The organism is Mediterraneibacter agrestimuris (assembly GCF_943193195.1).
Classification (GTDB): Bacteria; Bacillota; Clostridia; order Lachnospirales; family Lachnospiraceae; genus Schaedlerella; species Schaedlerella agrestimuris.
In genome coordinates, this window is the sequence record NZ_CALPDG010000018.1 from 20,713 (window position 1) to 32,991 (window position 12,279).

9 protein-coding genes and 1 other RNA gene are annotated in these 12,279 nt (G+C 42.6%); 1 reads left to right on the forward strand and 9 read right to left on the reverse strand.

The window, feature by feature from the left end:
• Window positions 1-35: 35 nt before the first annotated feature.
• The 8 genes from NFS18_RS10185 to NFS18_RS10220 form a co-directional block, all read right to left on the reverse strand.
• On the reverse strand, window positions 36-1,808 hold the full coding sequence (locus NFS18_RS10185) for a sensor histidine kinase (protein WP_251389941.1): 1,773 nt from the start codon (window positions 1,806-1,808) through the stop codon (window positions 36-38).
• A gap of 233 nt (window positions 1,809-2,041) precedes the next feature.
• Complete coding sequence (locus tag NFS18_RS10190) at window positions 2,042-2,731, reverse strand: DUF624 domain-containing protein (protein WP_251389942.1); 690 nt, start codon at window positions 2,729-2,731, stop codon at window positions 2,042-2,044.
• A gap of 43 nt (window positions 2,732-2,774) precedes the next feature.
• A complete protein-coding gene (locus NFS18_RS10195) occupies window positions 2,775-5,891 on the reverse strand; it encodes an alpha-mannosidase (RefSeq protein ID WP_251389943.1) in 3,117 nt (1,038 codons plus the stop codon).
• A gap of 266 nt (window positions 5,892-6,157) precedes the next feature.
• Window positions 6,158-7,453 carry a glycoside hydrolase family 125 protein gene (locus NFS18_RS10200; RefSeq protein WP_251389944.1) on the reverse strand — a complete coding sequence of 432 codons (1,296 nt, stop codon included), beginning with the start codon at window positions 7,451-7,453 and terminating at the stop codon, window positions 6,158-6,160.
• 156 nt (window positions 7,454-7,609) lie between these two features.
• Window positions 7,610-8,455: a YihY/virulence factor BrkB family protein gene (locus NFS18_RS10205; RefSeq protein ID WP_251389945.1), complete on the reverse strand. Its 846-nt coding sequence runs from the start codon at window positions 8,453-8,455 to the stop codon at window positions 7,610-7,612.
• Between the two features lie 82 nt (window positions 8,456-8,537).
• A non-coding RNA gene (ssrS, locus tag NFS18_RS10210) (6S RNA) lies at window positions 8,538-8,718 on the reverse strand.
• A gap of 109 nt (window positions 8,719-8,827) precedes the next feature.
• Window positions 8,828-9,031 (reverse strand): hypothetical protein, encoded by a 204-nt coding sequence (locus NFS18_RS10215; RefSeq protein WP_331477639.1) that lies wholly within the window; start codon window positions 9,029-9,031, stop codon window positions 8,828-8,830.
• Window positions 9,032-9,189: 158 nt separating this feature from the next.
• Complete coding sequence (locus tag NFS18_RS10220) at window positions 9,190-10,074, reverse strand: YitT family protein (RefSeq protein WP_251389946.1); 885 nt, start codon at window positions 10,072-10,074, stop codon at window positions 9,190-9,192.
• Between the two features lie 306 nt (window positions 10,075-10,380).
• On the opposite strand from NFS18_RS10220, the gene NFS18_RS10225 reads away from it, so the two are divergent.
• Window positions 10,381-11,163: a 4Fe-4S binding protein gene (locus tag NFS18_RS10225; protein ID WP_251389947.1), complete on the forward strand. Its 783-nt coding sequence runs from the start codon at window positions 10,381-10,383 to the stop codon at window positions 11,161-11,163.
• Window positions 11,164-11,237: 74 nt separating this feature from the next.
• On the opposite strand, the gene NFS18_RS10230 is transcribed toward NFS18_RS10225, so the two are convergent.
• On the reverse strand, window positions 11,238-12,221 hold the full coding sequence (locus NFS18_RS10230; protein WP_251389948.1) for an alpha/beta hydrolase: 984 nt from the start codon (window positions 12,219-12,221) through the stop codon (window positions 11,238-11,240).
• Window positions 12,222-12,279 lie beyond the last annotated feature (58 nt).

Consider the following 12,279-nt stretch of genomic DNA (forward strand, 5'->3'; position numbering starts at 1 on the left):
ACTTCGTGGTGGCTTGATGCATCTCTACCTATACGTTATTTCACGGACTTTGCAGTCAGTGCAAAGTCCTGGGCTGAACTGTTACCATATACTTCCATTCCCTCTTCCTCCGGCTTAAAACACAGGATCACTTTCAAACCGCCCTTTGGCCTGCTCTCCATATAAACACCATACTCTTTGCCATAGACAGCCTTTAACCGGCGGTTTACGTTTGCCACACCAATAGATGACTGCTTTTTCATTACTCCTTCGGCAAGCTCTTTATTCTTAATCCGTATCTCATCTTCTGGCATTCCACGTCCGTTGTCCTCCACCACGATCCGATAGACATCCTTGTCCTTTTCCACATAAATGCGGATAAAATTGTCCTTATCCTCCATGCGGATACCATGAATAAAATAATTTTCGATAACAGGCTGAAGCACAAACTTAATGATCGGTACTGCCATATACTCTTCCGGACACTCTACTGAGGAATTAAACTGATTCTGATACCGGAACTCAAACAACTCCATATACTTTTTACAGTAATGCAGCTCTTGTGCCATTGTAATGACATCCGCTTCTTTAATCTGACTGCGGAACGTAACCGCCATGCTGTACAACATCTTCCCGACCTCTCTGTCTCCATTACAGATTGCCTTCATCCGGATCGCCTCCAGTGTATTATAGAGAAAGTGAGGATTGATCTGGCTCTGCAGTGCAGACATCTCTGCATTTTTCTGTTCAATCTCCGCCAGATACTGCTTCTGGATATGCTCATCCAGTCTTATACACATTTCATTAAAATGTCTGGATATAACATCCAGTTCATCCCCATTCTTCTTATCCGCCGACAGTCTGACCGACAGATCACCTTCCATAACCCTGTTCATTCCATCCAATATCCGATTCAGGCGCGTAGAAAGGCGTTTGAGATAATACTGTACGCAAGTCTCTCCAACCACCATCGCCCCGATACCAACCAGAAAAATCATAACCATAATAGAAGCAGGTACTACTGCCGCTTTTTTCTTTTCCAGATAACAGAGTGTAAAATATCCCCCTGTCTTAGAAGTCTCCACATAGGCATTCAACTTTGTTTCCAGCATGTCCATATTGCCTGTATACAAAATATCCCTGACAGACTCCTTCCTTGCTGAATCAAATACAATTGTTCCAGCCCCATTACAGACAAACAACTCTGCCCTGGAATAATACTGCTGAATCTGCTCAAATTTTTTCCCATCAAAAGTAAGTAACATACACCCTTTTGTCTGCATGGTTACCGGATCCCTGATTTCTTTCAGATAAGAAAATTCCCCGGCGTCAGCAAGGTCTTCCTGTTCAATCTTACTTGTCAGCAGTCTGCCGCTTTTCCGAAGCCCGCCCTTCCCTGCATATTCCGTTACCTCGCCCCTTTCATAACTGAGCAGTGTCACACTTTTCAGTTCATCATAAGAAGCAAGCACTCCTGTCAAAAAACCATCCGCTCCTTTGTAATTTCTTGTCCCGCTCTCCATATAAGTATCCAGCCTGTACTTCCAGTAATCTTCTGCAGTATCACTCAGATAATGTAGAAGATCCTGTAACTCCATCTCTGACTGATACAAATTTTCATGAATACGGCCCGCTATTGCAGATGTCTCTTCCAAATAGGAAACCGCCTCTTCATTCATCATTTTTGTATATTCCAGATTCTGTTCCAGAAAACGATTCCTCGTACTGGACAAAAAATAAATCATCAGCACCATCACAACAAATGCCAGGATCGTTGTATAGATCAACAGTAATTTATTATATAATTGTTTTGGACTTTTAGCATCCATCTCCATCCCTCATTCTCTCATATCTGTCTGCATAGAAATAAAAGGAAATGCAGACTCCCTACATTTCCTTTTATTTTATACAATAATTATCTTTTCGTCCAGTCTCAATAATAATTCAGTCTTCCGTCTGAGTTATCACTGAATCTGCCCTATGCAAAATTCACCTACGGTGAAAGAGCGGATTCCATTTCCCCATCACACCTTTTTACAGACTTTGCAATAAATTCAAAGTCCTATGTCGAACTGTTACTTCCCGCTGCACTGTTCTCCAAATTGCGCATCACAGCCTGATTCATGAACATAACAAGAAATCCATATACACTTCCCATAAACAATACTGTTGTTCCAGCCACAAGTTCAAATGCCATCAATACGATCGCAAGTGACACAATATTTCCTAATGTTGCAATTGGTCTTGCTATCAGAAGCGTTACCCCGGTCTTTACGATCTGCAGATTTTTCATCTCATACCGGCTGGCCAGCATATACAGATTCGGTGTTACAAGAACTGCCGCAGCACCTAAAACAGCAAATACTACTGCAAGCGGGAGTATCCTCACCTGAACTGCAAAAAATTCCATATTGGCCGCAAACATAAAGATAAAAAATACCTGCCCCGTTCCCAGCATGATTGTCTGCCGGAAATCAGAACAATATCCCCTTTTATAATCTCTCCACGCACTTCCTTCAATTCCATGGATCAGCCTGTTCATACTATAAAACACTGCTGAGAGCGCCGGCGCCATAGGAATCATGCAAAACAAAAACAGGGGAAGGCATTCCCGTATCTGACTTCCTCCTACAAAGAGGAGGAAAAACAGAACAGGGAGATTCGACACAACAAATAATAAATTAATCATAAAGAAATAGCATACCCTCTCACAGAACCCTAAGACTCTTTCTATATTAAATAGCTCAGCCATATCGAATCACCCGATCCTTTCTATTTTCAATCAATTTGTTTCTTTAAATCTCGATCAGTAATGTCTTGATTTCATAAGCATGGAGTTCCAGTTCCATCTTCTTTTCTGCAAACCCGCCCAGCGGCCGTTCTCTCAAGTCACATTCTGCCCATGATTTATATGCAAATCCCGGTGTCACTGTTACATTCTGATGTGATCCTGCAAACTCGTGGAAACGGATTACCAAATATTTTCCATCCTCAGACTGTTTCACCGCATCTACCTCAATCTGCTCGTTGTCAAATGACAGGAAGCTCTCGTATGGAAGCCTACTTTTACCTGCTGCAGCCTGCATTGGCTCATTCAATGCAAATGCCTCCTGTACTACATGACCATCCACAAAATCGCCGCCATGAGGGAGCAGTGCATATGTGAATGTATGCAATCCCTGATCCTGAAGATGATCTGGATGTGTCGCTGCTTTCAGCAGGGAAATACGCATTACATTGTCCTTAATATCATGACCGTACTTACAATCATTCAAAATGCTGACGCCGTAATTCCGCTCTGACAGATCTGCCCAGCGATGAGCCACTGTCTCGAATCTTGCCTGATCCCAGCTTGTATTCCAATGGTTCGGGCGTCTTACATTGCCATACTGTACATCGTAAGTTCCATATGTAGAACGTACATCTACCGGGAACGCCGCTTTTAACAGCTGGTGCTGCTCATGGTAATCCACACGGGTCTGGAAATCAATTCTTCTGCTCTTACTGTACAGAATCATATCCTGACTGATTTCGGAATTCATGTATTTCCACTCCATATGGATGCACATCCGAAGCGCTCCCATCTCAGTGATCTCGAATACTTTCAGATCAGTTACTTCCCGCATCTTCTGCTGATAGAAAATATCGATGTCCCATGCGTCATTATCGAGCGGTTTATCCTCAAATACTTGCAGTACATTGGCACGCTCTCCCTCTGGAAGTACATTTTTCTCAAATGTCTTATCGTACAATCTTGTAATCTGGCCATACTGGTTTAATGTAATATGATAAAATGGAGTCTCGATCTCTTTGCCGCTGATCGTAAACGCTGTCTTTGCTTCACCGTTTCCTGTCTTCTCATAGTAGATCGTCTTTGTTCCCATAGAGGGAACATTTCTTACTTCTACATATGTAACTCCGTTTCCTGTCTGGGATACCAGTTCATTTCCTTCAGAATCTCTGTAAATACCCTCTGCATTTCCCGGAAGTGCAACAACCTGATCTGACCCCCAGCCGGATGCATTGATCACTGTATAGGTATTCTGCTCTTCTTCCAATACATTATGATAAAAGTCGTTTACAACGTCCTGTGCGATATTTTCAATGTACACATAGTCTTTTCTGGAGTCTTCATATACTTCATGTATGGAAGAACCCGGAATGATGTCATGGAACTGGTCTGTCAGAATATGCTTCCATCCCTTCGTCAGTTCTGCCTGCTTTGCACCTTCAATACCGCCCTGCTGCATTGCTTCCATCACTGTCAGCCATTCTGCCCTTCTGTAGAGTAGCTCCATCTTACGGTTCATACGCTTATTATGCCCCTGACTTGTGTAAGTTCCCCTGTGATATTCCAGATAAAGCTCACCGTCCCATGTGTGAACGTACTGGTCTGTATCCTTCACTGTTTCTTTCAGCTTACGGAAGAACTCGCCCGCAGTAGAAATCTTCAGATTCGGAAGTCCCGGAATCTTATCAATTCTTCTTCTGTTTTCCAGCATATCACGGTTAACTCCGCCGCCGCCATCACCAAAGCCAAAGGAAATCAACAAATCCTTGTTCATCTGCTTGTCACTGTACTGATCCCAGACTCCCTTCACAGTCTTTGGCAGCAATTTCCCATTGTATGTATAGAACCATGACCCCGGCTCATTCCACGGTTCCGGTGTGGTAATAAAATGGGTCAGAACCTCGCTTCCGTCAATCCCTTTCCACTTAAAGGTATCATGCGGCATTCTGTTATATTGGTTCCAGCTGATTTTTGTAGTCATAAATGTATCGATGCCGGCCTTCTTCAAAATCTGCGGCAATGCCCATGAATATCCGAACACATCCGGCAGCCACAGGTATTCCACATCTTTTCCGAATTCGTCCTTAATGAACTTGCTGCCAAGAAGAATCTGCCTTGTCAGAGATTCGCCGCTTGTCAGGTTGCAGTCAGCCTCTACCCACATACCGCCGTCAGCTTCCCAGCGTCCTTCGCTGACTTTTTCTTTCATCTTCTCATAAATTTCCGGAAACTCTTCTTTCATGTACTCATAAAGCTGCGGCTGAGTCTGTAAGAAAATATATTCCGGAAACATTTCCATCAATCTGAGCACGGTAGAAAAAGAACGTGAACACTTCTCTCTTGTGTGCTTCAATCTCCACAGCCATGCCACGTCAATATGTGTGTGTCCTACACAGTAGACGTTTACCATAGAAAATTTGTCCATACCGTCAATGGCTTCATTGATCAAATCATCCGCCTGATGTACGGATTCATAGAACTCAGCGCTGCCCGGATAAGACCAGTCCACACAATGAAATGCGCTGTCCAGGGCTTTACGGAGTTCATGCTGAATTGGATTGACTGCATCCAGCTCTGCGATCGTCTGCCAGACCATAGACGCCATGTAATACAGATCGTCTACTTTCTCGTCCAGCCATGCCAGATCTGCTCTGGCAATCCGGTGTTCCTGCACAGCCGGAACTCCGCCGCCCTCCAGTCCGGACCAAAGACGAAATGTTGCATCTATTACAGTACCGCAAAGTTCATCATTCAAAAAAACTTCTTTATGATTCACATCCACGCCCTGATATTTCTCACCATTTAGGTAAAACATAGATTCAAAGCCAGAGTTATTGCCTCCTCCTGTATTTCCATAGTCGAATACACCGACTACTTTTTTCCCTTTCCATTCCGCCGGGACTGCAATTTCCTTATGCATCCACAGATAACGGTCGCGTCCGCTCCATGTATCTCCCACTTTCAGTGTATCCCAACCTTCAAAACTTGCAGGAAGCTCAGGATTAACAACTCCCTGATCATCCTCTGATACAAGAAATTCCTCCAGATGAATGATATCCCTATATCTGTACTGTTCTAACTCGTTGATTCTTCTTTCTAATTTTCTGTCTGTCAAAAACATAACTGCCTCCCCGGTCGGTCAGACCTCTTTACACTGTATACTTTCTTTCGGTCAGCACAGTAAATGCACATACACATTTCGACTGTGAACGGTTACCTTGCAGCGCAGTGCAAGGTGCCGTGTGAACAGTAACCTTGCTCCTTCTTACTGCCTTTGCTGCAAGTGCAAAGTCTGTACTTAACTGTTATCTGTATGTTACAATACACTCACAAAAAGGACAATTCGGAGAATTCTATATTTGATGTAAAAATTTCATATAGATAAACTCACTCAGTCTGTACTGAATATCCGCAGTAATCCAGCACCAGTTCACTGTACATTGCATTCGCCCATGAGAACCACTCCCTTGTATACATGGACGGGTCGTCCACATGAAAACCTTCATGCATCATACCTTTGCCTCCATCTGTCTGTGACAAAAGATGAAGAATTTCCAGTTTCTCTTCCTTTGTCTTTGCAGTCAGTCCCTGCATTGCCATTGAAATATGCCAGATATATCTTACTGGTGTATGAGGACTTCCGATTCCTTCTGCAGCCTTGCCGCTATAATAACAGGGATTTGCTTCACTCAATATGAATCTTCTGGTATTCTTTGCAATCTGTCTGTTCCTTCCCCGATACCCCAGATAATCCATCGACAAAAGACTTGGTATATTGGCATCGTCCATTAGATTGTACTGTCCATATCCATCCGTTTCATATGCATACACCTCTCCGTACCCTTCGGTACGGGTTACTCCGTATGTCTCAATTCCTTCGTAAATGTCAGCGCCAAGCGCTGCCGCTTCTTTTTTCAGTTCCTGATCCCCAAGTATCTTCTCTGCAATTTCCTCCAGATATCCAAGGACCACAACTGCAAACATATTGGACGGCACAAGATAGCCGTAAGTACAGGCATCATCACTAGGGCGGAAACCAGACCATGTCATACCTGTTCCGGACTTCACCAGCGCTCCCTTGCCGTCTCTGGAAAGAGTATCCGTATAAAAAGTATCTTTCCGTACAAAATGATAGGGAGACTGTTCCTCATGGTTCTGCTCCGTGCGGAATGTCCGGATGATCTTCCATGCCGCTTCTCTAAATTCCCCTTCAAACTGCTCTGTGCGTCCTGTATTTTTCCAAATCAGATAAGCGAACTGTAACGGATAACAGAGGGAATCCACCTCGTATTTCCGCTCCCATATCCAGCCGTTCATCTCCGTATCATCATGCTCCCAGCAGTTTCCGTTATCCGTCTCATTAAATGCATTGGCATAGGGGTCAATATTGATATAACGAAATTGACGCTTTGATAGTCCCACCAGAATATCTGCCAGCTCAGGCTCCTTCCTTGCCGGAATGAGATAGGGTCTAAACTGAGCTGCAGAATCCCTCAGCCACATGGCAGGAATATCCCCTGTGATAACATATGACGTACCGTCCTCCATTCTTTTTATAGTTTTATCTAACGTATTTGCGTAACAGTTTTGAAACATTTCAAATAATTGCGGTTCATTTTGGAATTTTTCTTTGATGTCCTCCATAATCCGTTCAATTGCATGATACTGCTGCTTTTTTTTCATAGCTGCTGACTCCTTTTTCGTATAATACTGCATCAGGAATATACTCCCCCAATGCAGTTTCCTCTCATTTCGGAGATTTTACCATGCTTAAAATATGGATACAATAGATTTTCTTTCACAGACAGAATTTATCCTGTAGAACAAGAAATTTTGAAGTCAGCATTGACTTCTGAAATAATACCGCTCCAGCAGCGCATTGATCTCACCGCCAAGCAAAATAACATACATACACATATATAACCAGAGCATGATTAGTATCACTGTTGTCATGCTCCCGTACATACTGGAAAATCCGGTAAATATCTGCAAATATATAGAAAAGATAAATGAAATCAACTGCCATGCACAGGCTGTAAAAACAGCCCCCGGAAGCTGCCGTCTCCATGTTGCTTTTCGTTCGTCGGCGCGGTTCGGCAGATAACGATATACTACATCCCAGAATGCCGTAAGAATTAAAAATGTTACCACCGTCCGAATCCGAATAATGAAATCCATCACATGGCGGAACAAAGGAATATATTGATTGACTATAGCACTTATACTATTTCCGAACACAGACAGCAAAAGTGAGAGCATGATCGCCAGAATGAAGATTACCGTGTAAAATGTAGCCCGGATACGCAAATACACATAATTACGCGTTTCTTCATTCTCATATACACAGTTCAGCCCCGAAGTTACGGAAAGCACACCCTTTCCCGCAGACCACAGTGCAACAAGAATAGAGATAGAGATCACAGAACCTGACTGTGCATAAACCTGAATTACCAGAGCACGGACAAATCCTTCTACCGAAGTAGGAAACACCTCCATCAAAGCCGCCTGTACATCCTCCATAGTAACTGGCGTATATTGTACCAGCGTCATAAGAATCATCAGGATCGGAATCATGGACAACACAAAAAAATATGCTGCTTGAGCTGCATATGCGCCTGTGTGATGAGAACTTATAATCCTCATCAGTTTATTGAATTTATAATGTATTCTTTTCCCTTTTTCCATTCCATTCCCTCAAAAACCTAATGCTCTGATATATTGAACTATTTTAAAAAGCAGCCACCGAAGCGGCTGCCTTTTCTCTTTTGTATAGCCCAAAATGCCGTTCCCTGTATTTTGACTCCTAGCTGGCGCTAGGTGGGTAACCGCATCTGCTTTTCTGTCTTCCGCTGCAAAATCGGCGGCCTGACATATTACAGAGATATAAGAATCCCGTTTAAAGTAATGTAGGTTCAAAATAACAGGGTTATCGAACATCTCAGGTTGTTTTCTGATAGTATTATAACTCATTTCTTCGGATTTTACAACTGTTAACCTGCGGAAATTCCATCCAAGTTAATTTCCGAATATCCTGTTCAAATAATGTAACCACGGCAATTACCTCTCTATCTTTATCCAGAAATCATCCTCTGCCATACGCCCTTCCGTTTTCTCAATAATCATGAGCGGATCATAAAATGGCAAGTCCAACTCTTTCAGAATCAGCTTCATCTTATCTCTTGTCCTTGGAAAACATCTAGATTCCAGAAATTCTTCATACTGCTCAAAAGTCGGCTTTTCAACCTTTCCAAATGCACGCATCAACGGGTAATTTGTATAATTATATACTTCTATTTTTCCGGCTGGTAACAGAATCCGCCCTATTTTAAGTTCACCTGCGGTGAAAGGGCGGGTTCTATTTTCCCATCACACATTTTTACTGTTTACATTACTATAGCAATATTATGGAGAAACAAGCTTTACGAAATCATATGCTTATGCAGTGTAAATCCTCTTCCTTTCACCTCACTGACCTGACTGATCACCATAAATGCTTTCTCATCGATCTCCATCACAAATTGATTTAACTTCGGCAGTTCCCTGTTGGATATGACCGTCATTACCAGAAATCCCTGGTTATGCAGATATCCCGATTCCGTCTTATAAAGTGTGGTTCCCCGGTCCAGTTTCTGATGGATCATGGAATTGATTTCTTCATAGTGATCACTCATAATCTTAACCTGCATCTGGTTTTTTCCGAGTAAAAGTACTTTATCCACAAGTACTGTATAAATCATCACAAGCAGGATACCATACAGACTTTTCTCTGTATCCCGGAAAAACATTTGCCCGATCAATATCAGAAAATCAAATGCATACAATCCCACAGAAACCGGAAGACCAATTTTTCTATTCAGTATCAACGGGGGAATATCCATACCTCCGGTGGAAGCCCCGGCCTTGATCACCATACCGACTCCTACACCGATCGTCACTGCAGCAAAAATCGTGCAAAGCATCGGATCATCCGTCAAAGACTGCATCCTCTCGATTTTTTGCAAAATCCCTAAAATTACCGGAAAATAAAATGTACTGACCAAAGATGTCAGCGCAAATGACTTCCCGAGAATAAGAACCGCCAGAAAAAACATCACTGTATTGAATGCTGCTGCAAACAATTCGATCGGGATCCCCAGATAATGATTTACGATCAAGCCAAGTCCGGTCGTACCTCCCGTCACCAATCCGGTAGGCAGCACAAACGCGACAATTCCCGCACAATAAATCGTATTTCCAAGAAGCACAAAAAATATCTTCTTCCAGTTAAATATACTTCTTAATTCTTTTTTCAATTCTGCTGTCATGTCATACCCTCTTCATTTTATTCAATATACATTTTCTGACACGATCATCCATCGTAAGGATCCCGTGTCTCTGCACTTGTAATTCATCACATTAAATCAATAAATTTACCTTAAAACGCAAGAAAAACAGGTTTTTTCACCTGTTTTTCTCTCACCTAAAACAGTATATCATTTTTTTCAGAAAACACAAGCATTTCTATTACAAATTAACGTGCATTTTCCAACTGTATATGATATAGTTACACTTATACTCTGTCGAATATATAAAATCCGACATCTATATTTTTAACAAAGGAGTCCTGTTTTATGAAAATGAATGAACTGAACCTTGTCTACTTCAGTCCCACCGGAACAACAAGAAAAGTCGTTATGGAAGCCGCCAGAAACATTGATTTAAAATCTGTTTCTTTTGACCTTACCGTACACAAGGAGAAAAAGCCTTCTCTTAAATTTAAGAGCAACGACTTTGTCCTTTTCGGAATCCCGGTATACGGCGGACGTGTACCCAAGACATTTTTAGAATATTTTGAAACATTAAAGGGAGACAATACCCCCGCCGCACTGATTGCTACATACGGCTGTCGTGAATATGAAGATACGCTTCTGGAATTAAAAAATGAAGTGGAAAGCCGCGGATTCAAAGTCATCGGTGCTGGAGCTTTTCCGGTGCAGCACTCGATCATCCGTCAGATCGGAATGAGCCGTCCAAACAAAAATGACTTGAAGATCATCGCTGATTTTGGAATTCAATTAAACCGGAAACTTCGCACTGCTGAGAATTTTGATAATGTGAACATCCAGATTCCGGGCAACACCCCCTACAAAAAGTATGGTACGATTCCGCTTGTTCCCAAAGCAGATGTCAGTCTTTGTACCGAATGTAAGGCATGTGCCAAAGCATGTCCTACAGGCGCCATTTCAATCGAAAATCCAAAAAAGACGGATAAGAAGAAATGTATCTCCTGTATGAAATGTGTCTATTCCTGCCGTCAGAAGGCACGTTATGTCAGCAAAATGAAACTGACTGCTGCACAGAAAAAACTGACTAAGATATGTAAAAACGATAAGCAGGCAGAGATTTTTATATAAAGAGAATTCGATTCTAAAAACGGGGAGCATATCAATCTTTGATATGCCCCCTATTTCTTCTGTCTTGCTCTCAATCACCTCATTGACTTCAGCCATGTATCCGCCAGCATCGGCCAGACCGCAGCCTCTTTTGACGGTTCTCCGATACGGGGAACCTCCCGTGTCTTATCTATAATTTTTCTGCCAATTCCGAATTCCTTTTTGATCCGATCTATTGCTTCTTTCGGAATCGAAACATTTCCTTCTTCGGCTGCTTTTACCAAACATTCTATTTGTTCAAGCGTATACTGTCCTCCAAACTTTCCGCTTGCCCAGTCCTCATTTGCCAGAGACAGACCATGCCTGCCTTTTGAAAAAACATGGTGTGCATATGGGACCTTGTTCGCTTTACACGCTTCTGCAAACAAATAACTATTTTCCACTGGTACAGTCTCGTCTGTTGCCGTCTGCCACAAAAAACAGGGCGGTGTGTCCTGTGTCACATGGTTTTCCAGTGACATATACTGCAATTCTTTTTCTGTCGCACCTTCACCGAATAAAGCCTCAAAAGAACCCCTGTGAGCCTTCTCCCCGGCTGTGATCACCGGATAGGAAAGGATTGCCGCATCCGGTCTGTTGGAAATCTCTGCATACTTCGGATTTTCATCCTTTATATCTTCATAATGTACACATACACTCCCGCACAAATGTCCGCCTGCCGAGAAACCGCAGACCGTCAACTGGTCTTCATTAACATGAAATAACTCACTATTCGCCCGAATGTATCGAATGGCTCTCGACAAATCGCACATAGGCTGTTCTCGTAACGGCTCCAGTCCGCACAGATTCACTGTATAAGTGCATACAAATGCATTATAGCCCTTATTGTAAAATTCCAGCGCTACGATTTCTCCTTCTGTCGGAGACACCACTCGATATCCTCCGCCCGGCACAACCAGTATACACGGTCTCTTTTCAGTATCTTCATGCAAATAACTGACAATATCAGGCACGAATCCAAATGCCATCGGATAATTGTATTCCGATGTTTCCCATAAAAGATATCTTTCTGAAATCATTACTCTGCCTCCTTGATGTGTTTTCTCTTCTCCATTCTATCACAACTTACTTTCTGAT

Coding starts and splice junctions, on each gene's coding strand:
- NFS18_RS10185 (WP_251389941.1), bottom strand. CDS start 1,808: ATGGATGCTAAAAGTCCAAAACAATTATATAATAAATTACTGTTGATC.
- NFS18_RS10190 (WP_251389942.1), bottom strand. CDS start 2,731: ATGGCTGAGCTATTTAATATAGAAAGAGTCTTAGGGTTCTGTGAGAGG.
- NFS18_RS10195 (WP_251389943.1), bottom strand. CDS start 5,891: ATGTTTTTGACAGACAGAAAATTAGAAAGAAGAATCAACGAGTTAGAA.
- NFS18_RS10200 (WP_251389944.1), bottom strand. CDS start 7,453: ATGAAAAAAAAGCAGCAGTATCATGCAATTGAACGGATTATGGAGGAC.
- NFS18_RS10205 (WP_251389945.1), bottom strand. CDS start 8,455: ATGGAAAAAGGGAAAAGAATACATTATAAATTCAATAAACTGATGAGG.
- NFS18_RS10215 (WP_331477639.1), bottom strand. CDS start 9,031: ATGCGTGCATTTGGAAAGGTTGAAAAGCCGACTTTTGAGCAGTATGAA.
- NFS18_RS10220 (WP_251389946.1), bottom strand. CDS start 10,074: ATGACAGCAGAATTGAAAAAAGAATTAAGAAGTATATTTAACTGGAAG.
- NFS18_RS10225 (WP_251389947.1), top strand. CDS start 10,381: ATGAAAATGAATGAACTGAACCTTGTCTACTTCAGTCCCACCGGAACA.
- NFS18_RS10230 (WP_251389948.1), bottom strand. CDS start 12,221: ATGATTTCAGAAAGATATCTTTTATGGGAAACATCGGAATACAATTAT.